This window comes from Sulfurisoma sediminicola (genome assembly GCF_003865015.1).
GTDB classification, from domain to species: Bacteria; Pseudomonadota; Gammaproteobacteria; order Burkholderiales; family Rhodocyclaceae; genus Sulfurisoma; species Sulfurisoma sediminicola.
In genome coordinates, this window is the sequence record NZ_BHVV01000001.1 from 136,630 (window position 1) to 160,367 (window position 23,738).

At 62.5% G+C, this 23,738-nt stretch carries 15 protein-coding genes; 2 read left to right on the top strand and 13 right to left on the bottom strand.

Annotated features, from left to right (window positions below):
• Positions 1-73: 73 nt before the first annotated feature.
• The 9 genes from EJE94_RS00715 to EJE94_RS00755 form a co-directional block, all read right to left on the bottom strand.
• Positions 74-2,011: a glycosyltransferase family protein gene (locus tag EJE94_RS00715; RefSeq protein ID WP_121239583.1), complete on the bottom strand. Its 1,938-nt coding sequence runs from the start codon at positions 2,009-2,011 to the stop codon at positions 74-76.
• Between the two features lie 12 nt (positions 2,012-2,023).
• Positions 2,024-3,052: a glycosyltransferase gene (locus EJE94_RS00720; RefSeq protein WP_121239584.1), complete on the bottom strand. Its 1,029-nt coding sequence runs from the start codon at positions 3,050-3,052 to the stop codon at positions 2,024-2,026.
• 3 nt (positions 3,053-3,055) lie between these two features.
• Positions 3,056-5,038 (bottom strand): tetratricopeptide repeat protein, encoded by a 1,983-nt coding sequence (locus EJE94_RS00725; protein WP_121239585.1) that lies wholly within the window; start codon positions 5,036-5,038, stop codon positions 3,056-3,058.
• A gap of 77 nt (positions 5,039-5,115) precedes the next feature.
• Positions 5,116-6,126 carry a UDP-glucose 4-epimerase GalE gene (gene galE, locus EJE94_RS00730; protein WP_121239586.1) on the bottom strand — a complete coding sequence of 337 codons (1,011 nt, stop codon included), beginning with the start codon at positions 6,124-6,126 and terminating at the stop codon, positions 5,116-5,118.
• Positions 6,127-6,132: 6 nt separating this feature from the next.
• Positions 6,133-6,972, bottom strand: a complete 840-nt coding sequence (locus EJE94_RS00735; RefSeq protein WP_121239587.1) for a glycosyl hydrolase — start codon at positions 6,970-6,972, stop codon at positions 6,133-6,135.
• Between the two features lie 106 nt (positions 6,973-7,078).
• The gene (locus EJE94_RS00740) at positions 7,079-8,158 is read right to left on the bottom strand and encodes a sulfotransferase (protein WP_165904719.1); all 1,080 of its coding nucleotides are present in this window, start codon (positions 8,156-8,158) and stop codon (positions 7,079-7,081) included.
• Between the two features lie 20 nt (positions 8,159-8,178).
• On the bottom strand, positions 8,179-9,330 hold the full coding sequence (locus EJE94_RS00745; RefSeq protein WP_121239589.1) for a sulfotransferase family 2 domain-containing protein: 1,152 nt from the start codon (positions 9,328-9,330) through the stop codon (positions 8,179-8,181).
• Between the two features lie 6 nt (positions 9,331-9,336).
• Positions 9,337-9,990: a class I SAM-dependent methyltransferase gene (locus EJE94_RS00750; protein WP_121239590.1), complete on the bottom strand. Its 654-nt coding sequence runs from the start codon at positions 9,988-9,990 to the stop codon at positions 9,337-9,339.
• A complete protein-coding gene (locus EJE94_RS00755) occupies positions 9,990-14,117 on the bottom strand; it encodes a glycosyltransferase family protein (protein ID WP_170155450.1) in 4,128 nt (1,375 codons plus the stop codon). Before EJE94_RS00755 ends, EJE94_RS00750 begins: the two co-directional genes overlap by 1 nt.
• Before the next feature lie 223 nt (positions 14,118-14,340).
• Between EJE94_RS00755 and cysC the strand changes: the two genes are divergently transcribed.
• The gene (cysC, locus tag EJE94_RS00760) at positions 14,341-14,958 is read left to right on the top strand and encodes an adenylyl-sulfate kinase (protein WP_121239592.1); all 618 of its coding nucleotides are present in this window, start codon (positions 14,341-14,343) and stop codon (positions 14,956-14,958) included.
• On the top strand, positions 14,955-15,752 hold the full coding sequence (gene cysQ, locus EJE94_RS00765) for a 3'(2'),5'-bisphosphate nucleotidase CysQ (protein WP_243642483.1): 798 nt from the start codon (positions 14,955-14,957) through the stop codon (positions 15,750-15,752). The genes cysC and cysQ overlap by 4 nt, the downstream gene beginning before the upstream one ends.
• Positions 15,753-15,783: 31 nt before the next feature.
• On the opposite strand, the gene EJE94_RS00770 is transcribed toward cysQ, so the two are convergent.
• The 4 genes from EJE94_RS00770 to EJE94_RS00785 form a co-directional block, all read right to left on the bottom strand.
• On the bottom strand, positions 15,784-17,181 hold the full coding sequence (locus tag EJE94_RS00770; RefSeq protein ID WP_121239594.1) for an HlyD family type I secretion periplasmic adaptor subunit: 1,398 nt from the start codon (positions 17,179-17,181) through the stop codon (positions 15,784-15,786).
• Between the two features lie 32 nt (positions 17,182-17,213).
• Positions 17,214-19,247 (bottom strand): type I secretion system permease/ATPase, encoded by a 2,034-nt coding sequence (locus EJE94_RS00775; RefSeq protein WP_121239595.1) that lies wholly within the window; start codon positions 19,245-19,247, stop codon positions 17,214-17,216.
• On the bottom strand, positions 19,247-22,573 hold the full coding sequence (locus tag EJE94_RS00780; RefSeq protein ID WP_121239596.1) for a glycosyltransferase: 3,327 nt from the start codon (positions 22,571-22,573) through the stop codon (positions 19,247-19,249). Before EJE94_RS00780 ends, EJE94_RS00775 begins: the two co-directional genes overlap by 1 nt.
• Before the next feature lie 337 nt (positions 22,574-22,910).
• Entirely contained in the window at positions 22,911-23,507 is a 597-nt protein-coding gene (locus tag EJE94_RS00785) for a calcium-binding protein (protein WP_121239597.1), read from the bottom strand.
• Positions 23,508-23,738: the final 231 nt, after the last annotated feature.

The window sequence follows — 23,738 nt, forward strand, 5'->3', positions numbered from 1 at the left end:
GGTGACCTGGATATATTGGCGCCCGGCCTCAAGACGTGCAAACGCTGGAGAGCTGTGGGGTTGGCGATGTTCTTCAAAGGCTAGCTAGCACGCTTTGCTCCGACAGGAAGCGCGTGGCGACAGGCAACTGGATTTCGGTGATCGCCAGTCTCGGCACCACCAGCACCCGGGCGCCCGCCTTGATCGCCTTGCTCAGAGCGCCGGCGAGGAAGTAGGCGCCGGCTTCCTCGTGGAAGGGGTGCTTCAGCGCAAGTTCGCGGCGGACGCAGCTTAGGGTGCTCACGAGGTGGATGCTCCACGGCACCACGCTCGGCGCGCCGCCGATGCCGATCATGGCCCAGCCTTCGCCGCCGTACTTGTTGCGGTCGCCTTCCTGCCAGCGGCCGTCCTTGACGTCGTCCTCGCTCAGGGCATGGACATGCGAGGTCACGATGTCGACGCTCGCATCGCGGTCCATGACGTCGAGCGCGGTGCGGTAGAACCCGGCCGTCGCCCAACCGCCGTGGGTGACGAAGGCGACGTAGTCCGAGTCGATCTCACGCAGCAGGCGATTGAAGAAGTCCGGACTCGGGGTGTCCCACGGGGAGAAATGGAGCCGAACCGCCTCCGGCAGATCGTAGGCCTGGAGATCGCGGTGGGCGTTGCCGACCACGACGTGGAACTCCAGTTCGCCGGCCTTGAGCTGGGGCGACAGCTCGAACAGGCGCTCGTTGATCTCGGCCAGCGACGAGAAGCCGTAGCCGATCAGGGCCAGCCGGCCCTTCCGCCCGGTCGCCGTTGCGACCGAGCCCGGCAATTCGGGCAGGTGCCAGTAGCACAGGGACTCGGGCAGCGGTGGCGCGGGCGGCTTGTCCCATGCCAGCGCGTCCTCGCACGCGCGCGCCAGGTCTTCGGCCGTGCCGTCGAACATGAGGCAGTTCTCGTGCTCGCTCCAGTAGGGACCCTCGCCGAAGGCCAGGCACTTGCGGTTGAGGATGAGCTTGGCGTCGCGCAGTGCGCTTTCGTAGGCGAAGACGCAGAGGCTTTCGTAGTTCGAGGGCACCACCGCGATGGCGTTCTCGAGCAGCTTGTTGCGCAGGCTGGCCTCGGCATTGAGCATGAACACCATCCGACCCTTGTGGCGCTCGGGCACGAGCTCGCGCAGCCAGCCGATGTAGGCATGGTCCCAGCCGTAGGAAGCGACGATGAAGCGCCCGTCGTAGTCCGGATGGGCGTCGAGGAAAATGACGCCCGCCTTGACGAACAGGTCGGGCCGCTTGAAGGGCTGGAGGCGGCTGGAGAAGATGAAGTTGCGGGCCCGCGCGGCGCCGTCGCCCTCGAACATTTCATCCTCGTCGAGGAATATGGGCGGGAATTCATGGACCACCTTGCGGCGCCAGTCGGCGCCGAAGCCGTAGAAGTCCTGGTTGGCCCGGGTGATGGTTTCGAGGTGCGCGGGAACGATGTCCGCCTGCTCGATGCATTGTCGCTCGAGCTCGAAGAAAGCGCGCTCGGACTTGCCCTGGCGATGGTAGAAGGGCTCGGCGTCGTGGATGATGCCGCCGGTGGAATGCAGGCGGACGGCGATCTGTGCCTTCTGGAAATGCAAACCCGCCTGCTTGGCGGCGATGGTTGAAAAGCCCCAGGCGCCGTAATCGGGAAACTCGATGACGTCGAGCTCGACGTCGTAACGGTTCTGCAGGTAGAGCAGGCCGTTGTAGTACTCGAGCGATTTCCTGACGAAGCCCTTCTCGCTGTATTCCTTCGGATCGAGCCAGCCGAAGAGCTTGGCTTCGGTCTCGTCGAAGTAGGAAAAGCTCTGCGGCGTCGCGACGACGGTGCCGAGGCCGTTCTGCTCGAAGAACTCGGCCAACGCCGCATGATTGGACACCTCGTGCGAGGACACGAGGAAATAGAAGTTGCGGCGATCCGCCCCGTGGTCTCGGTTCTGGACGGCGAAGTTGTACATCAGCCGGCCCAGCCCGCCCGGCTTGAAAGGATGCAGCTCGTTGGTGATGAAGCAGACGTTCATGGCCGGTTCGCCTCAGCTCAGGAATTCGAGGTAGCTCGCGACGCAGAGCCGCTTGCGCAGGGCGACATGGTCGGCGATCATTTCCCGCAGGGCGCTCGCATCGTGGCGCCACAGCGACAGAACGTCGCCCAGGGCCGTCTGCAGCGCGCCGACGTCGTCCACGTACTCCACCTCGCACAGGCGCGACAGCGGATGGGCGTCGATTTCGGGATGCACGCCGAGGCGGCCGCTAAGGCAGGGCGTGCCCACCGCCAGGCCCTCGAGCATGGTCATCGGCTGGCACTCGATCAGCGACGAGTGCAGGATGGCCCCGCATGATGCCGCCCGCGCCATGATCTGGCCGGGCCGCATGAAGCCGATCCACTTGATTTTCTTGAGTTCCTGCAGGTTCTCAAGGGCGCTCGGCCAGTTGACGACGTAGATGGTCTTGACGGCGTCGCAATGCAGGCCAGCCAGGGCATTGGTGTAGAGGTTCTTGCGCCAGTTGTTTTCCACCGGCAGCAGGACGGCATCCACTTCGCGCAGCACGGGCAGCGGGCCGTCGATGCGCGGCGCCATGTTGATAATGGTCTTGGGCCAGAATTCCGGAACCACGCCGTGAAAGCGCGGCTTGACCGCGCCGAGCCGACGGAAGAGGCCGGCCTCCTGCCCGTCAACCATGGCCTTCAGCATGTGCATCTCGAAATGGTTTTCGAACTGCGCCGAGCTGACGTGGGTGACGACGTAGAGGTCGACGGCGTCGCCGAACTCGCGCTTCGTCAGTTCGGCGAGCTTGAGGCCGTTTTCGGACATCGCCTGGAAGCAGATGTGGCGGATGCGGTGATGGTCGATATAGGCGAACAGGTGGTGCAGGGCGTCGCCGCTGGGCAGCTTCTTGTGGGATATGGCGATCTTGTGGCCGGGGAGGCACGCGGTGGCGCTGCGAATGCCGTGCCAGTAGGCGTCGAAGACGTGCATCACCCCGTCGAGTTCGGGGTGGGCATGCGCCCGTTCCGTATCGGAACTGACGTTGAAAAGTAATCCGTGTTCGCTGACCAGCATGGTTCAGGATCCCGCCAGGGGGAGTTTCAGGTAGTCGATGCGCTCCCGCGCCGTCCGTCCCGCGGGCTGGAAAAAAGGATTGGGAGCATAGCCGAAATGGGCTCCCTCGCTCAGATAGTGTGCCAGCGGCGCCTTCCCGTGGAGCGAGTCCTTGTACCGCTCGGTGTAATAGGCGGCATGGAACAGGCGGTTGGCATCGCCCATCGGATCCTTGCAGAAATAGCGCAACAGCGGCGGCAGCGACGCCTCGACGGAATTGCGATGCGTGCGCTGGGTGAAGTAACCGGTGTCGAAATAGGGCGAGACGCGTTCGTTGCTGCGCCAACCGCCCGACAGGTAGTGCAGCCACGGGCTCGCGGCCGCGTCCATGTCCGCGCCGGCACGATAGAGCGCAGCGTCGAACAACACGTTGGGCGACAGCCCAAGTTCCATCTCGTGGCGCAGGAAGAGCAGCAGCAGCGGCTCGGAGGTACTGTCCAGGCCGTGCAGCCGCAACTGGTGGCGAACGTGGTCGTCGTCGAAGGCGGCGTGGACGCTGCGGTCCTCGCGCCAGCCCATTTCGAAATAGTGCACCAGCGCCCGGTCGAGGCCGTCGAACCATGTGTTGCCCTGTCCGCGGTAGTGGGGCAGGTCCAGCAGAAGATCGGCGGAATAGCCGCCGAGGAGGCTGAAGAACTCCTCGAGCCAGGCATCGACCTTGTCGAGCGCCTTGGCGTCCTTGCTTTCCCTGGCGTCCTTGCTCTCTCGTGTGTCCTTGCGGCGCCTCGATGCGGGCAGCGGCAACGCGCCCTCTTTGGTCAGCCATTTCTCGATGGTGCCGAACTTCTCCGCGTTGTTCTGGTTGGCGCGATCCAGCACCGCGGAAAGCTCGAGCCATGCCCCCTCTTCGTCCCCATCTTCGCTCATGGCGGCGACCACTTCCGGCGCGATCTCCATCGCACGACCCATGAGCAGGCGCGCGATGCCCGGGTGGTCGATGGCCTTCATCACGTCCGCCGCGGCAAGCAGTACGCCCGGATCTTCGCCAGCGTCGATGACGGCCTGGATGACCGCTTCGCGCGCACGCGTGAAGTCCTTCAGCCGCAGGAAATTCTTGAGGAACCGGACGTGGCCGGTGGCCGGCAGGGGATTGCGCTCGGCCAGCGCCAGCTCGTAGAAGCGCTTGGCCAGGGCCATGTCCTCGGGCGCGGGAATGCTTTCGGCTTCGGGATAGCCCGCCAGGCGGTCGGCGATGTAGAGGTAGAAATCCTCGATCGCAGCGAAATTCGCGGGCGGGAGCTTGTCGAGATCGACGAACACCTGCTGCAGCACGGGGCAGTAGGGAGGTGTCTGGTCACGCAGGTGGATTTCCAGCAGGTCGATCAGCCGGTGCTGGCCGAAGAGGCAGAGGAGTTGCATCGCGCTGGCCTTGCCGGCGTCGTCCATTTGCTCGATGCCCGCAGCCTCGCGCGCCAGCGCCGCTTCGGCCTCGAGAAGCTTGGGCCTGGCCCAGACTGCATGGTCCGGCGCGAGTTCGATGGCCGTGCGATAGGCGGCGGCGATCTTGTCCCAGGGCGGCGGAATCAGCGCCTCGAGCAAACGAGCCATCCCCGTATGCGCGAACACATAGTCAGGAGTAATGGCGATCGCCTGCGCATAGAGGGCTTCGGCGGTATCCACCTTGCCGAGCTCGCTCAGCGCATCTGCCCAGCCGCAGGCCGCGTAGGTCTGGCTGGCCGGGGTATCCGCGATCTCGAAGGCGCGGCTGTAGGTCGATGCTGCATCGTTCGGGCGCTTGGTCGTCTCGTAGAGCTTCGCCAGGCCCATCGCCGCCCAGTAATGCGCCGGATCCTCTTCCAGGCACCTGCTGTACAGGCGTTCGGCGAGGTCGTAATGCTTGGTGTCGAAGTGGTATTTCGCCCGGGAGAACAAGGCGTCGAGCGGAGCGACGTCGTCGTCGTGGCGATAGACGTCCTCGAGCGGGGGAAGATTTGCTTTTTGCACCATGATTTCTGATTGACTGTGCGTGCTGTTGCGGCCGACCGGATTATGCCGTCATTTCCGGCCCCGGGGTCCGGCAAAGCTCATGGCCGCCTCGTCTCCCACTGCCATGCATGCCGGATGATACTGTCCAGGTCGGCATATCTCGGCCGCCAGCCGAGCACGGACTTGGCCCGCGCGGCATCGGCGACGAGACGTGCCGGATCTCCGGGACGCCGCGGGGCGTCGACGTATGGAACGGCCTTGCCTGCCGTCGCGGACGCGACGTCCAGCACCTGCTGGACGCTGAAGCCCTCGCCGTTGCCGAGGTTGAAGGCGGTCGTGGCGCCGCCGCGCCACAGGTAGTCGAGCGCGAGAAGGTGGGCATCCGCGAGGTCGTCGACATGAATGTAGTCGCGGATGCAGGTGCCGTCCGGCGTGTCGTAGTCGCGGCCAAAAACCTTCAAGGCGGCACGACGACCCAAGATGGCCTGAAGAGCAAGCGGGATCAGGTGGGTTTCGGGGTCGTGGCGCTCGCCGATGCGCGCTTCCGGGTCCGCGCCGGCGGCGTTGAAATACCGCAGCGAAACGGAGCGCAGGCCATAGGCACGGTCGAAATCGGCAAGCATCGCCTCGACGATGTGCTTCGTCTGGCCGTAGGGATTGATCGGCTGGCGCGGATGCGCCTCGTCGATGGGGCTGCGGATCGGCTCGCCGTATATGGCCGCGCTGGACGAGAAGATCAGCGGGCCCGGTTTATGGTCCTTCATGGCCGAGAGCAGGGTCAGCGACTTGGCGACGTTGCTCGCGTAGTAGCGGGCCGGATCAGCCACCGATTCGCCGACCTGGATCAGAGAGGCGAAATGCAGCACGCCATCGAAACGCCGGGCGGCGAAGGCCTTGTCCAGCACGGCCCGGTCACCAAAATCACCGACGATCAGTTCGCCGCCGAGAAGCGCATCGGCGTGGCCGGCGGAGAGGTCGTCCAGCACGGTCACCTCGTAGCCGGCATTCAGCAGGCACTTGACCATGTGCGAGCCGATGTAACCACAGCCACCAATAACAAGTAGATGCTTCACAGCGATGGTCTTGGAGGTTGGTTGAGGTACGAACATCGCGCGTCAGCGCTTATGCTCAGCGGAAAAGTCGGCATAGTAACGACCCAAGGGAGTCAAGCTGCCATTGCTCTCGAAGAGCCGCGACGTGCGCGTTTGTTCAAAGTCCTGATAACTTTTTCTGGCGCCGAACCAGGCGTAGCGAAGGACATACGGCCGCTTCTCGAGCTCGGGCAGCACGACCTTCATGAACTCAAGCACCTTCTCCTCGGAATAGCGGTTGGTCCCGGTCGGCTTGCCCTTGGCGTCCCAGTCGGCCACAGCGAACTCCGTGATCCAGATCGGCAGGTCGTATTTGCGGTAGGCCTCGTCGATGCGGTCAAGGAAGCGCTTGGGATTCGGCGGGCCATAGAGATGGATGGCCATGAAGTCCACTTTGAGGCCGCGGGATTTGGCGACGCGATGGAAGCGTTCGAACCAGGCGCTGGGCTGGCCGGCAGTTGCGGGGCTGCTCAGCTTGGCCGCCAAAGGTTCCAGTTCCGGCCACAAGCGGGCGACTTCATCCACCGACATGTTGGCCTGAGCCGTTTGATCGGGTTCGTTGATGACCAAGAGCGTCGGCACGGGGCCGCGACTGCGCAGCGTCGCGATCTGGCGCTGATAGTCAAACTTGCCCGACATCATCGGCACGAAGGTGGCCTGGACGTCTCGGCTCATCGGCATCGGCCGCCATGTGTAGTACCACGCCACCTTGAGCGCGTCGACCTTTTCCGCAGCGTCGATTTCCCATATGCCGATACCCTTCTTGTCGCTGGCGAAAGCCGTGGCAACCAAGGCCATGCCAACCGCCAGCAGGCAGGCAAGGCGACGGAGGAATCCGGGACGTACAGCAGCAACGGGGGTCATGCCATCTCCTTCTCGGGAACTTCATTCACCAGCAACACTAGCATTCCTGAGGCCAAATGGTGATCGTAACCCGGATTCCCCTTGCACTGTCGCAGTGCGCCGTACGCTAGGACGATGATGGCGACCACTTGCCAAGTAGCTGGCGCTTGGCGCCCCCCTGTACCAGCCATAGGTCAACGGGAACGCCGGGTTCGAGTTGTACGCCGACAATCTTGAAGCGCCCGTTGGCAGCCCGCGGGTTGCCGGGATAGCGAACGGCGGCCTTGGGCGATGGCAGTTGCCATTCCACCCGATATCGGGATTTGCCCACTGTGGCGAACAGTGCGCATTCATCGTTGATCGTCGTCGTCAGAACCACCACGCCGCCGAGGGTTGCCGGGCCTGCCTTGGTCGGGGCCGGGTCGAGGGTCACCAATTCGGTCGGTGTGTCATGGGCCATGATTTTCGGCTTCCAGGCCGGGGCGGGCTCGGGCGCTCGCGCATCGGGGGTACTGCGGTTGCCATAGCTGTGGGATGTGCCTAGCACTCCGTCGATGCGTTGTTTATCATAGGGAGCGCCGAGGAAGTCGAACATGGCTTGGAGCCGGGGCGTGGTGTTCACGATGTCGTCGTAATCGATGTGGAACACGTTGCTCTTGCCGCCGCCCCAGTCTTCACGAAGCTGGTCGAATTCTGCGAGAGCAGCGGCAACCTTGTTGGCAGGATGGTCCTTCCACCATCCGCTTTCGGCCACCTGTTCGACATTGCGCGTCAGCACGATGAATGCACAGGCGGGGAAGAGCTTGCCGAGGAATTCGAGGTACCGCAACCAGATCTTGTTGGACGTTCCCTTCAGCCGCTTGTCGGCCAGGTCGCTCGGCAAATAACGAATTTCCTTGAAACCCCAACATTGGACCTGACCTGGCTTCGTGCCGGCCAACAGTTGCCTGCGCAAAACCTCGCGTGCATCGATCACGAACTGATCAGGGTCGAGAAGTCCAGCACCGAACCATGGGGAGGTCACCTTGTCGGTCCCGACGTGCTCGGTCTTGGCACGGCACAAGGCCTCATAAGCCCAGAACAGGCCATAGCAAAGATTGTGGTTTTCTCCACGGACAAGGCAGCCGTCGATGGAGTTGAGCAGTCCCTGGAGTAGTGTCGAACCGCTCCGCCCAAAAGTGACGACAAGGGCATTTTCAAAGTTCATAGTTGCGAGCAGAAACCGGATCAGGTGGTCTCGATAACAAGATCCCAGCGGGCTAAAGGGGTTTGGCCATTCTCGCCACGCAGCAACAACTTCCCGGGGCTGTTGGCGAAGTCTATGCCGCGAGCGCGGAAACGTGCATGCGCCGCGTGGGGATGGTCGGACAGCGCCTCGCCAATCTTTGGCGAAGGCAGATGCCATTCCACGACGTGCTCACCTGTCTTGTCTTGAACGACAAGTCGATAGTCGCGCGGCTGCACCCCGGCATCCAGGACGATGACGCCTCCAAGGTCGGCGAGGCCTGGTCCGGCCGATGCAACATTAGCCTGGTCAAGGTAAATCCGCAGGACCGGGAATTCCCGCGCGGTGATTTCCTGACGCCGCCGCATTGCCTTTTGGGATGACATGGCAGTGTCGATTGCTTCATTCTTTTTGCCTGCTGTGGCGCGCGCCTGGCGCCAAGCCTCGATGATTGCCTCAGGCGTGTAATAGTTGGGCAGGACGGCATAGTCCCGATCGTAATAGCGGAGCAGGCGCCCAAGGGATTCGGGCTCCAGGACTTCCAGGCCGAGCTTGGCCCCACCCGTCTGCTCCCGTCCGAGGGGACGTTCGATCAGATCCCTGGCAACGCCTGATGCCTGGAGGTGGCGGCGCAATTCCTCGAACAAGGCATTCAGATGGCTGACATCCACGACCCGAGCAACGGCCGTCGGCTCGTCGCCGATGAAGCTGACCATCGGCCGTATGTGGTGGCCAACGCTCGGCGCTGTTGCAACGTAGGACTCGATATGATCGACCAGATAACCGATATCGGGTCTAGGCTTCAAGCCGGCGGCCTTGGCCAGCTTGCCTTCCCGGTGGCCTTCATCGAGTTCCTTGTAGAACAAGACCCGGTTACTATAGGCGCTGAGAAAACGGCGGACGGGTTCCCGCACTACACAGAATACGAACCAGTCCGGAGGCAGTTTCCGTACTTCGGCGGCAGGTCTTTCCTCCACCCCTGGGCACCGGCCGCTACGCAGGTGGTCGTGGATGTAGACCAGATTTCCCCGATGGTCGACGACTGGCTCGAAGTCGTGGCCGAACATTACGCGGTAGAGCCATTTGGAGAGGCTCGTGGAGGCAACCTTCGGAACTTCGAGATACGCAACCTTCAAGGTGGAAAACAGAATCATCTGCCATCAACCCTGCCTCGAAACGGCGATATCCCAATATCCATGCGGAGACAGTGCGATGGCATCGACTTTCCAACCGGTCTTGACCAACTCGTTGACTGCCGGGATTACGCCATAAGGGATAGCCTCCATTGGCGACCAGGATATATAGTCGTTGAAGACGAGAAAGCCCTCCTGCTTCACCTTCTTCACTGCCATCCTGACGTCCCGCTTCACCCCCTCGTATGAGTGGTCACCGTCGATATAGATCCAGTCGAAGCTCTGGTCCGGCATGACCGACAATTGGTGGGAGGAGTCGCCGAGGTGTTTGGTAACGACGGAATTTTCTGCAACGTCCACACGCAGTTGCTTGAAGCTGACGTCAAACACATGCAGTTCTGACGGCTGAACGTGCTGGAGAATTTCGAAAGCCCAGTCGCCGCGCTGGGTTCCCACTTCGGCAACCCGCCCCCCCTTGGACAAGCTCTTCAACAAGAACAACCGGTTGGGGAACACCTCGACGTCTTGCAATGCCTGCTCCGGAAGCACCGGCGCCTGCTTTTCCAGCAGGAACTTGGCGGGACTTCCCGTCAGTTTGCGGTAATCACGCATGGCCTGACGGAAGCCGTTCAAGGCTTCAGTTACTCTTGCTGTGGCGAGTTCCACGGCTTTTTCGTCCATCACATGTTCTCCGTAACTGAAAGGCTGACATCGCTAAAGGACCGGCTATCAGAATACCTGACGGACACCTCGGGCCTGCCCAAGCCCCCTCGCCCTTCTGCCAGTACTGAAGCATAGCGCCGGTACTCCTCGGCATTGTTGAAGTGTTGACCGCGGCGGATCTCGGTGGCGACCTTCTTCTTGAACCCTGCGTGGTACTTGAAATGCGCGAACCATGTCGGCACGTCAACGACCCGCAGGTTCGCGGCATAGTGAAGTCCTTGCGAGAACCGCATCCAGGGCTGGTAGCGGATTAGCGCGTACTTCTGCGACACGTAGTTGCTCGGATCGCTTTCCGGAATCATGCGATGGCGCGCCGCACTCGTGTAGCTGCGGCTGTTGCTGAACCAGCCGCTGCCGAGGCGCCATTCCAGCAGGGGCTCGCCGTCGAACCAGGGCGCCGCCGCGAACGGGGACGATTTCTCGAAATCGGCGTCGCCCAGGTCGCCGAACGGATACATGTCGATCATGTAGGTGCATACCGCGTTGGCGCCCTGGGCCTCGATGCCCTCGACCAAATTCGCCAACGACCGATCTTCGCTTCCGTCGAACACCAGCAGCTCGTCGATGTCGGCGAGGAGCACCCACTTGTCGAGGCAATGGTTGGCCAGAATCGCCTGCTGCCAGGCGACGCCGAAATGCGAATAGCAGTATTCGGTATCGACGGAATAGACGGCGACGTCGGGCTGCCGGCAGAGGTATTCGCGGCTGCCGTCGTCGGAAAGGTTGTCGGCGAATATGAAGGCCTTGACGCCGAGACGCCGGTAATGCGCCATGAAGTGCGGCAGCATGACCATCTCGTTGCGGCATACCGCGACGACGACGAAGTTCTCTTCCAGCAGCGCGGAGAGACGATCCGCCGGCGTGATCAGCTCGAGCTGGTTCGGTTTGACGCCGGACACCTCGGGTACCCAGCACCCGGGCCAGATCCGCTTCGGCGCGAGGTCGGTCTGCCGCCGCCGGCGCCGCACGTCTTCCATCTGGGTTTCGGTGTCGAGGTGCACGAGCTTGGTCGGCGAGATCGGCGACGGGTAGGAGGAGTGCTCCCATACCGAAACGGGGATGGCGTCGCCGAACGTGCGGCGCCGCTGCAACGTCACGTAATCCTCGTCGGAAGGCGAAATGCCGCCGAGCGCCAGGAGATCGCCGACCAGCTTGTCTTCCATGAAGGAGCAGCCGAGCAGCCGCCTGCCGGCGCCACTGCGAAGGTTGCCGAGCAGGCTGGCGATGGCGAGGCGCGAGACGCAATAGCCGCCGCCGCCGTCCGCATACACCGACGGCTCGGGTGACTTGTCGATGGAGTGGGTGGCGAAGTCCGTCTTCGACTTCGGGTGGTGCCAGACGCGGTCGGTGGAACCGATGCCGCGCTTGATGACGCGGCCGTAGTAGTGGTGCCGGCGGTAGCTCAGGCTGTCGAAATAGCGATCGACGTCCAGGAAGCAGTCGTCGTCGACCTTGACGACGAATTGCGCGTCAGTGTGTTCGAACACCCATTGCAGCATGCGCAGCGTCTTCTTCGGCAGGTCCTCGTAGAGGTCGGAAACGGCTAGCGAGAGGACGTCCCCCTGGACGGTGTCGTCGCCGTCGCCGACGAGCACGAGATAGGGAATCCCCCGCGCCTTCAGGTCCTGGACCCAGGTGCCGCGGATCGCCTTGACCCGGCTGTCGAGATATTTCCTGCAGGAGTAGATGATCACCAGGGTGTCGCTCGCTTGGCCTTCACCACGCTGGATTGCGGCCGGCACGGCCGGCCCGGCGAGCACGCGGTCGTAACGGGCGCCGAACCGGGACTTGATCTTGTCCGCCGCCTCGTTCAGCAGCGCGCCCGCCAGACTGGCATTGGCGCCTTCGCTTTCCCCGAGTCTGCGCAAGCCGGAAAAAATCGGCGCCGGCAGGACGCCGTTTCGGTCCGTCTCCTCGATGGCGCGTAGCAGCATCTGGCGCATTTGCGAACCGAGGACCGAGATCCACGCCGGATCGACGAGGCATGCGGCGGCGAGCAGGTCGAAGCCGAGAAACTGGTCGCGCCAGTCGCCCAGTGCCGTCGCGTAACGGACGACATCGCGCAGTTGACTTTCGCTTGCATCCCCGTCGGCCTCGGCGACCGCCTGACGAAACGCATCGAGCGCTCGACTGGCGGCGAACTGGACCTCGAGCATCGTGCTGTGGCCCTTGCCGGACTGTGCGACCAGGGACTCGTAGATCCGGCGGCCGACGCCGGGGTGGGCGTCGATGAAGGCCTGGCCATCCAGCAGCGGATGGGCCGCGAGCCGCAAGGCCTCGGCCGGGGCGATTTCGAGGAGATCCCGGACCCAATCGGACGCCAGCGACGACTCCTTCGGATCGAGGCCCGGCAAGAGGTTGCAGCACAGCTCGCGCAGCAGCATCGCCGCTTCCGGATTGCGGCGTTCGCGGAAAAAGCGCAGGGGCTCGTCCAATTCGGACAGGCGCGCGGCAAGGGCATGCCGACCTTCTTCCAGCAGACCGGCCAGGCGCCGGAACTGGGCATTCGCGGCATGCAGCTCCGGGTGGCATTTGCGCTTGACGTCCTCGTCCAGGGCACTCCAGCGGCCCCAGAACATCGGGGAGAGCCCGTAGTTGCGAATCGCGGCGCTCGTGGCATCGCGCTGCAGGTAATCGGGCCGGAAATGGGAATCGGCCAGCACGGCAAGCATTGCATCGATGAGCGACCGGTCGTGCAGACGCGAGAACCATTCGCCGCGGAAGCCATCGATCAATGCGATCAGGCCGTAGATGAAATTGTCGACGTCCTGCGCCTTCGCCTCGCCGCCTGCCGCCCCACCGATCACCTGGCGCGCGGCGAAGACGACACACTCGGTGCACAACCAGCCGGAACGCTGCTCGGCCAGCTTGTAAAGCACGCCGCTCGCCCGCTCGACATGTCCGTCGGCGGCCAGCAGGGCCAAGGCGATGGAGAGCTTCCATGCATTGTCGGCATGCTCCATGCCGTAGTGGGACGAGAAATCCAGCAACTCGCGCAGGAAGGGCAGTTCGCCGCTTTCGCACAGCGAAGGCACCGCGGCCAACAGGAACTGTTGCCGCGAGTGGCCGCGCAAGCCTGTGGCGGTCAACACGCGACGCAGGGTGTCCAGGGTGACGCGGCCGTCGGCAGCAATCAGATCGTTGAGTTCCCGTTGCGCCCGCCAGAGCAGCAAGGTATCGAGGTCGGCGATCGCCTTGCTGGCGGCTGGCAAGGGCGCGCTCGCGGCAGCCGACTCGTCAGCGGACCCATCGATGAATCCCTCGAGCCCAAAATGCTGCGCGTACTGCCGCACGAAACCGGCGGTGTTCTCCCCGAGCAGGGGCAGGAGCTTTCCGTAACGGACATGCTCAAGGGCGATCAGCATCAGGTATTGCTTCTGCGGACCTTCGGCCAGTCCCGCCAGTTCATCGAGCCACGCAACTGCCTGCCGCTTGCTCAGAGGCAATGAGGTCTTGCCGCCGAACATCGGTCGCCCGCTGGCGAGGATGCCCATTTCGCAGGTATCGGCGTTCCCGGCCAATTCCCATAGGAAGCCCGGCAGAACCACTTCGAAGCCGCTGTCGAGCGTCGCGATGCCGAGGGAGGCGGCGACGTCCTTCCGCTCCACGCGAACGACGACGCATTCCAGCGGCTTGCCGTTGATCGTCGCCTGGAGGACAAGCGGCCGGCCGTCATTGGCCACGACCCAGCCCTGCAAGGTGAAAGGCTTCCATGACTCGACCTTGGCGTTCAGGTTCTGGTCCGCGACCTTGATTCCCAGCACCTGCGCGGTGGCATCCTGACGCTTGAACGCGCCATCGAGCACCGGCAGCGCCCGTCGATTGGCGCCGACGACGATCTCCGCCTGGGTGATTCCCGGATGGCTCAGCGCCGCGCGCAGGCGAGCGTCGGGGACGATGAGGAAGCCTGCGCGATTGGCCTTCGGGCCCATCTGCTCTTCGACGTCGGGCCGTTCATGCCACTCGATCGCGGGAAGGAAACGTTGCCCGCGCACGACCAGAACGATCTCGATGGGAGCGCCGTCCTTGCCGACCGCCCAACCCGACACTGTGTCGGGCTCGATGCGCTCTACGAATCCCTTCACGGTGGCCAAGGCCGCTTTCGGCTCAACCTTTGCGTCGATGTCTTTTTCGGATGATGGCTCGGATGCAGAGGCTGGGATATTCATCATCGACCGGATGTATTGATGATCCGCGGAAACGGAAAGGAGGCGCTTTCGGCTGGCTTTAGGCGGGCAACAAGTACGCCAGACGGCCATCTATTAGCATGTATCATTATATGTTTTTCGGATCGTCGAAGGATCAGGAATGAAGTCTGCCAATGTCGTCTGGCACCACGCAACGGTAACCCGCGCCCGGCGCGAGGCGCAGAACGGTCACCGTGGAGTCATTCTCTGGTTCACCGGGCTTTCCGGCGCAGGGAAATCCACCTTGGCACATGCCGTCGAGGAGCGTCTGTACCAGTTGGGCTGCCACACCTTCGTACTGGATGGCGACAACGTCCGCCATGGGCTTTGCGCCGATCTCGGCTTCTCCGACGCAGCGCGAAAGGAGAACATCCGCCGCATCGGCGAAGCGGCCAAGCTGTTTCTCGAGGCCGGCGTGATCTCCCTCACCGCGTTCATTTCGCCGTTCCGCAGCGATCGTGAGCGGGTTCGTTCCCTGGTGCCCCACGGCGATTTTCTCGAGATCTATTGCCGCTGCCCGATCACGGTGTGCGAAACGCGCGACGTCAAGGGACTGTACAAGCGCGCCCGCGCCGGGGAGATCAAGGATTTCACCGGTATTTCCTCGCCCTACGAGGAACCCGAAGCGCCGGAACTGACCGTCGACACCGATCAGTTCGACCTCGACCGATGCGTCGATGCGGTGATCGCGATGCTGCGCGAGCGCGGCATCCTTGCCGAAGTGGACGCCCAGACGTGATTTCCCGCAAGCTGCTCGACGACGTCGTGACGATCGCCCACGATGCCGGTGCAGCCATCATGGTCGTATATTCGGGCGACATCGCGGTCGCGGAGAAAGATGATCGCTCGCCGCTTACGGAGGCCGACGAACGCGCCAATGCGGTCATCGTCGGCCGGCTGCGAGAGATCACGCCCGATCTGCCGATTCTTTCCGAAGAAGCCGTCGCCGATTTTCCAGGTTCCGATGCCGGCGGGCGTTACTGGCTGGTCGACCCGCTGGATGGAACCAAGGAGTTCATCAAGCGCAACGGGGAATTCACTGTCAACATTGCCCTGATCGAGAACGGCAAGCCTGTTCTCGGCGTGGTCTACGCACCGGCACTAGGAACGACTTATCTGGCTGCATGGGGGCTCGGCGCCTTTAAGCAGGCCGCCGATGGCCCGCAGCAGGGCATTGGCGCAGCGACGCATGGCGATGGCGACCCCTGGCGCGTCGTTGGCAGCCGTTCGCATGCGGGCGACTCGCTTGGCGCGTTCCTGCAAGTGCTGGGTGATCACGAACTCGTGTCGATGGGCAGCTCGCTGAAACTGTGCCTGGTCGCCGAAGGTGCTGCCGACCTCTACCCGCGGCTGGGACCCACCTCCCTATGGGACACCGCGGCGGCCCAGTGCGTAGTGGAGCAGGCCGGGGGAGAAGTTCTGGCGCCCGACGGAAGGCCGTTGTCTTACGCGAACCCAAGCGAGCGGCTGAATCCGCATTTCCTTGTGCACGGCAGAGGCAAGACGGACTGGCGCGGCTGGGCCGCTTTCTGAGTCCGCTCCCGCTGGGAGCTACAAAACGTTGTCAGCGTTCGCGCATCGAGCGCCGCAGCAGATCCGTCACCGGCTCGAAAAGATAGTCGAAGGCAGAACGCTCCCGCGTCTTGATGAAGGCCGTGATCGGCATGCCAAGCATGACCTTGACGTCGCCGACGCGTTTGACGGACTCCGGATCGATTTCGACTCTCACCGTATAGTAGAGATCGTGGCTCATCGGATTTTTCGGATCCGGCAGCGCGTCGCCAGCAATATAGCTCAGCCTGCCCTCCACCAGCGGCGTAATGCGCCGCCTGTATGCGGACAGCTCGACTTCCACGACCTGTCCGATTCGGACCTCCTCGATTTGGCGGCTGATCAACAAACCCTCGACAATCAGAACTTCGTCGGCGGGAATGATATCCATCAGGGCCTCCCCCGGCTGGATCACGCCGCCGGCCGTATGAATCTTGAGATCGATCACCTCGCCCGCAATCGGCGCCGTAACGATCCTCCGGCGCAACGCATCCTCCGTCGGGCGCAATTGCTCACGCAGTTCGAAGATTTTCTTCTCCGTGTCTCGTAGTTCCTGCGCGGCCTCCTTGGAGCGGGTGTCGTAGACTGTTGCCAGTTGGAGACGCAGGGCCGAGACCTTGGCGCGAACTTCCTCCAGGTCGGCGGTGCTCACGGCCCGTTGCCCTTCCCGCTCTGCCACCGTGCGCCGCGCCGTCATCAGCGCGGTGTCGGATACGTATTTCTGCTCGAACAGCTTTTTCGCCTTTTCCAGTTCGTTGCGAGCGATAACCAAGGTACGCTCGGCCGCCGCCGCCTGCTCGACAAGCTGTGCCGCCTGTGCGCCGGTCTCGTTGATCTGCTGCTTGAGCAGTCTGACAGATTCGTTTAACGAAGCCAGCCTGGCCTTGAAGAAGACTTCCTCGTTGCGCAATATCTGCGCCACTTTCGGGTCGGCAGCGCGGGAAAGCAGTTCTTGCGGAAACTCTGTCTTCGACTGGTTGAGCTTCTCGGCGGTCAGGCGACTGGCCTGGGCCAGCGCCGCATCGAGGGCATCCCGGAACTGTGTTGTCGCAGCGCTCTGGACGACATCCTCGAGCACGACCAATGGCTCGTCCTTGGCCACGCGCTGTCCCGGCGTGACCAGAATATTCTTGACGATCCCCCCTTCGAGATGATTGACGGTCTTGCGCTGGGTGGCGACGATGACATTGCCCGTGACAATGGCGGCACCGCTGAGCGGCGCCAGCGTTGCCCAGAGTGTCAAGCCGCCGAGGGCCATCGCCAGCGCGATCATCGCCGACCGCGCTGTCTTGCGCCCGGCGATCATCGATTCGGCCGGCAAGTCCTTTCCACCGAGGAACGCCACCAGTGCATTGACGTGGGGAATGAGTCGGTCCCGGATATTGATTAAGGCTAACGGAAATGCAGGCATGGGTGCGATGAATATGTTCGAGCGGTTCGTCCCTAGCCCCGGGGCAAGGGGGTTTTGTCGCCGCCGGGCAGGATGACCATGATATTGATGCGGTCGAGATCGGCCGCAGCCAGTTCGAGGCTCGGCGGGTAGCGGAATTCGAAGCCGTGGTACCCCGTGCCGATATTGTGCTTCACGAGGTCGCCACGAAAGAGATTGGCCTCGGTGGTGCCGAGCAAGTCGTCGTCGAGATAGATTTCGAGAGTGGGCACCAGTTCAGGTTGGGCCGGAAAAAACACCCAACCCTTCACCTCGCGGTCATCCAGCTTGCCGACAAGGCCCCGGGGCTCGATCTTCCTGGCCGGTTTTTGCTGCGACTTCGTCGGAGGCCGGGGACCGGCCACCTCGCCTGGCGCTGGCAGCGCCTTCCACTCTTGCACCTCCATTTGCGGCAACATCTCCCGCGTGTGGCCAAAGCGGTAGCTGGCATCATCGCGCAACATCAGGATCTTGTCGAAGCCGGCCAACAGACTGACCTTGTGGGTGACGGTGATGACGGTTATTCCAGCCTTGCGAATGTCCCGCACGACTTCGAGGTAGGCCGTCTCGCCGGCTGCGTCGAGGTTCGAGGTCGGCTCGTCGAGCACGATGAGTCGGGGAGAGCCGAAAAGTGCGCGCGCCATGGCGATGCGTTGCTTCTGCCCGCCGGAAAGGCGCAGGCCGCCGTCGCCGATGTGCGTGTCGTAGCCATGGGGCAGGTGAAGGATCAGTTCATGGGCATGGGCGAAGCGGGCGGCGGCAACAATGGCGTCCGTATGCAAGGCGACATCCTGCATTCGGCAGATGTTCTCCGCCACGGTGCCATCGAACAGTTCCACGTCCTGGGGCAGGTAGCCGAGATGGCGGCCAAGCGTGTCCTTGTCCCAGCTATGCATTTCGGCGGCATCGAGGCGCACTGCCCCGGAGGACGTTGGCCACAGGCCGGTGAGCAGGCGCACCAGCGTCGTCTTGCCGGTTCCGCTTGGACCGATGATGCCCAAGCTCTCGCCCGGCTGCAAGGTGAAGGAAAGATTGCGCAGCAGCGGTTCGGCCTGGCCGAAGCGGAAATAGACCCGCTCCACCTCGACGCAACCGACCGGCTCCGGGAGAACCAGCTTTTCGGATTCGTTCGCTTTGTCGCCAAACAGCCTGTTCAGACGCTCATAGGCGATGCGGGCCACGGCTAGGTTGCGCCAGCCATGAATGATGCCGACGATCGGCCCGAGAACGCGTGAATAGATGATTGAGCCGGCAACAATCAGGCCCAGAGATGCCGCACCATTGATCATCAGGTAGGCGACCGTGGCGATGACCAAGGCACGCATAGCGTGGTTTACGAAAGCGCTGGTTGCGGATAGCACGCGGACGGTGTGTCCGGTCTGCAGGTGGAGCATCCGCAGCCGGCCGTTCAGTTCCTGCCAGCGCCGACTGAGGGCTCCCGTCATGCCCATCGCGCCAGCCGCCTCGGCATTGCGTTGCGCATCGCTCGCGAACCGGTTGGTCCGTCTCTGCGCCATGCTGGCTTCCAGCAACGGCTGGCGCGTCATGCGCTCTTCGTAGAAAGCCAGCACGCCGAGGATTACGGCCGCGAGCAAGGTCACTCCGCCGAGGGCGGGATGCATGACGAAAAGAATGACCAGGAAAAGGATGCCCCAGGGCAGATCGAAGAAGGCGATCACCGCTGAACCCGAAAGGAAGCTTCGCAACTTCGCCAGGTCACCCAAATAGTCCTCATCCTTGCCTCCGGCGGGCCGAATCCTTTGCTCGAGTTGGCGCTTCAATACCGGGCCGGCGAGCAGGTCCTCGAGAGTCGTGCCAGCACGCGTGAGCAGCGTGCCGCGATGAAACTCGAAAATCGAAGTAAACAGGAGGACCCAGACAACAAAAATGACCAACATCACGAGCGTTTCGACGCTGTGGCTGGCCACGACCCGATCGAAGATCTGCAGAAAATACAGCGGGAAGCCGAGGTAGAACAAATTGATGAAGACGCTGAGGATGCCCGTATGAACGAAGAAGAAACGGCAACGCTTAAGGTATTCGCGCATCAGAGGACCTCGCGAATAATGGCGCGTGTTCCCGCGCTCATTTCGGATGCCGGCGTCGGGCCATGCAGGTCGAGTGCATAGTAGTCAGAGAGCATTTCTTCGTAATGCGGCTCGCCGAGTACCACCTGCCGTGGCGGCAACTTGCGGTTGAGGGTGACGCCGCTGAGCAGCGTATCGTTGATGCCTGGGGCTGAGAGGCCAACCGGAAAGAGCATGCCGACCCCCAAAGTCCGTATCCGTTCTGCATGGGCTCCGATATCGTAGGCATACGGCAGCAGACCCGCGCTCAGAGCCGCTGAAAGCGTGTAGGACCACGTCTCCGGCCAGACCGAAAGGAACAACGCCACGTCGCAGGCGTGAAACGCCAGCAGGTCAGGAAGTTCGTTCTCGTCGTAAACGCCGGTAATGAAGACATTGCCGAAGGCGAACAGCGGCTCGTCGTCGCGGGTATGGCCGATGACGATGAAGCGGAGAGGAAGCTTGCGGCTGGCAGCATCCTCCGCACAGGCCATGAGTTCGCGATAACCCTTGTGATCCGAAATTCCGCCGATAACAGCGACCTTCAACATGCCGTCCTGACGCGGTGACGGGACTTGCACGCTCACCTTTGCCCGCGGCTCAGGGTGGGGCTTGGCGTGATACGCGCACTTGGGGGCGTAACGGCGCATCCGGATCTCGACGTCACGCGACGGAACGAAAACGGAACGTGCGTCATGCAGAAACCCTGCCGACCGCACACGCAGCGCCTCGACGCTCTCGACCTCGCCGACTTGACTGCCGAGTTGTGCGAGGCAGGCCTCGCATTTCGAAAGCTCGGGTTCGCCACAATAGCGGCCACCAGCATCGATCAGGTTTATCTGTGGGCAAATCCAGGAATAGTCGTGAATCGTGACGTCGTAGCCGACCTTGAGCGCAGTCAGCAAGCCATGGAAAAAGTTGGGGCGGAATCCGATGAAGTGATGAACGTGAACGTGCCTGATGTCCAGGCCCTTCAGCGTCACCATCAGATGTTCGACTTCCTGCTCGCTGTCGAAGACCAGGTTGGGCAATTGCCATTCGTCCGGCACCTGTAAGGCAATCCTTCGCGCGTCCAGAGGCCGCAGTATGTAGGGAGTGATACGCTCGTGCTGCAGACGGTCCGATAGGTCGCGAACATTGCGCTCGGTGCCACCGCCGAGGCCGTGAGTAACGAGCAGCATCCCGGGGGTCCCGGGTTGCCGACTCAGTCGCGCGCGATCGATGTTGCGCCGGGCGGTCAACAACGGATCAGCCGCGAGGAATTGCTGGACCATGCGATCGTAGCCGGGATGAATCTCGTTCAGGCGCACGAGATTGCGAACCGCCAGGCGGTGCCCGCCGCTGCCGAACGAAACGCCGCCGCGATGCGCCACGAAGACGTGTGTTGCGGCAACGTTGCGCCAGCCGAGGTAGCTCGCGCGCAGGGAGAAGTCATTCTCTTCTCCGTAACCCTTGCCCCATGTCGCCTCGTCGAAGAGTCCCACATCGTCGATGCAATCTCGCCGTATGTACATGCAGGAGCCGACGGCAGTCGGAATGTCGATGCCGTGCGGCGGGTTCACACGCGCGCAGTCGCCATCGAGCAGCATAAGGTTCTGTGCGTTGGGAAAAGCGTTGTGGTCGTTGAAGACCGGATAGCTGCAGATTGTCGCATCGTTGGACAGCGGGGTGATCGTGCCGATGTCACGATCAAGGTTCGCTGTCGCGACGATGCGATCGAGCCAGTCGCCATGGACGCGGGTATCCGAATTCAGGAGTACGACGTCTCGCGCCGGATGCAGCATGAGCGCACGATTGACGCTTCCCACGAAGCCCTTGTTCTCCTCGTTGCGGAGGAGGACGACGCCGCGCCGCTTGGCATAGGCGACGAGTGCAGCGGACAGTTCCGGTTCCGGGCTCGCATCGTCGACAAGAATCAGTTCGAACGGCGTACTGACCGGCGCGGCAAGCACCGACTCGATGCATTCGATGGTTTCCTGCAATCCGCGATAGACCGGCACGATGACGTCGACAACAATGTCCCGCCCTGCCCTGTCGGCCGTTTGGGAAACAGGATCGGGCAGAGGGCGCTGGGGGCGCCGGGGGCGCCAGAGGTTATGACACGCCGCCGGGAGGACATCGCGCCGCAGCAGGGTTTGCAACGCCACAGACAGCCCCATTTCCTCGAGTTGTGGTTGATGGTGCCTGAGCCATGCAGCGAGTTGCCGCAGGGCGGCATCAGTGTGCGGCCTCAACGTGACCCAGAGCGGACTGTTGTGCAAGGGATGTTTGGTGTCGGCGAAATGCGCCTCATACCGGATCAAACGCACGTCGGCCGGCGGTTCGCCGAAATCCGCAATGAATCCCGTGCGCACCGCATGGCCATCGGGGCTGAGATCCGGCCGCACTTCGCTCGGTTCGACAACCTTGCTGTCGCCCAGATTGTTGCGAATCACCACCGAGACGGGACGGTTCGGATGACGGCGATCACGCGCCCATCCATACACCCGGCCGCTTTCGGCGAATTCCAGGAACCCCTCCTGACGAGGCGGAAGGCCTAGCGGGGAACCCGGAATGGCTTCACCTCCGCATTCCAGCACGATGGGCGGCTTCGCATCAGCTGGCAACCGGTGGCGAAAGCCGAAGCAGCCATCGCCGACGCCCTTGGTCTTGAGCAAGGCCTTGTGTTCTGTCGCCGCCAGTTCGAACAAGGGTTCGCCGTCAGACGTCACATTGACACGCTGAGGCTCGTCAGGCCGGGCCCGGTTCCAGGCCCATCCGGTGAGCCAACCGGCCGGGCCGACATGCGCGGCCGCGACCAATCCAGCACCCGATGCCAACTGGAAGTCGAGCACGAACTCGGCAACCATTGGATCGAACAGATGCCGTTGGATCAGCAGATTCAATTCTTCCTGAAAATCACCACAGCGATCCGCTGCAAGCAAGGCATAGCCGTAGCCGACGATGAAGTCCTTGCGGTCAGGTGCCCGCACCAATGCGGACTTGTAGGCAGTGATGGGATCGATGCCGTGGGCTACGCGCAAGCCGCATGCGCCGACGAGTGCCCAAGCCTCGGCCTGCTGTGGAACGAGACGACGCAGTCGATCGGCCAATATTGCCGCATGGGCGAAACTCCTCCGGCTTACCGCCACCTGCACTAGCGCCATGAGTCCTTGCCTGTGCCGTTCGGGATCGGTGAGGTAGGGCCTGAAGGTTCGCTCGACCAGTACCGGGTCACCTGATTTAAGGAGACGCTTGTGCGCGGCGAGCCCCTTGACTGAAGCGATATGGTGCCCGACAAGCTGAACAAGCGCACTATCGGAAATCATGTGCTGGAGTACGGCAAGAGCACGGTATGGAGGATGGCCGCCGCAGCCGGCCTAGGCGACTCTACGATCATGCCCGCTGGCTGGAGGACGTTCCCGACACGGCATCTTCCAAAGACGGAGCAGATCATGAGACATTCGACCGATAGGCGGAGGTTTGCGGCTGGGGGCAAATCGCCCTAGACTCCGCGGCGCCTAAGGCAAAGTATAAAACGAGTACGGCACCCGATGAGGGTGCCGTACATTTGTTACTGCCCGGCGCATCAATGCTGGGCGATTTCGAATGCCGCCCTACTTCATATGGGAACGCACCCGACTACCGGACAATCAATCAATCGACTCAGGGATGGTAGATGCTCGTGACGTCGACACCGGCAACGGTGACGGTACTTCCGTCGCTCAGTGTCAGCACGGTATTGCCGCCACTGAAGACCGAATTGGCGATGGCCAAATTATTGAAGCTGATGCTGTCGCCAGCCGTGTAATCGCGGATGATGTCGTTACCATTATCGCCGCCCGGCATGCCATTGAACAGGAAGTTATCGTTCCCGGCCCCACCGGTGAGAGTGTCGTTTCCGGCACCGCCGACCAACGTATCGTTGCCATCGCCGCCCTTGAGGATGTCGTCACCCAAGCCGCCCTTCAGCATGTCATCACCCGTACCGCCGTCGAGGATGTCGGAGCCGGCATTGCCGTTGAGCGTATCGTTGCCCGAGCCACCGAACAGCAGATCAGATCCATCGCCGCCGTGCAAGGTGTCATTGCCTGCGCTCGCAATGAGGATGTTCGAATCCGTGCCGCCGGCACTACCACCGGACAGGATGTCGTCGCCGTCACCACCCATGAGGACGTCGTTGCCACCACCACCGTAGAGGCCATCGCCACCAGAGCCGCCAAGGAGGACGTCGGAAGAACCAGAAGGAAGAATGGTTGCCATATACTGAACTCCCAGAGTGATCTGTCAGGGTCGGAATTGGAGGGGATTATAGCCACATATTTGGCGGCCAAGTAGCGAAAATTTCACACATCAACTTCATTCGCCGACCCCTTCGCGCTTCGTACCCATTAGATCAACCTTGCGCCCACCTGTCAATAAGACGGGGGATAGCAGGATAAATCTCTCCTATGAACAGAGCATGCACGGGAGCATGGTTTTGAACGCAACTAT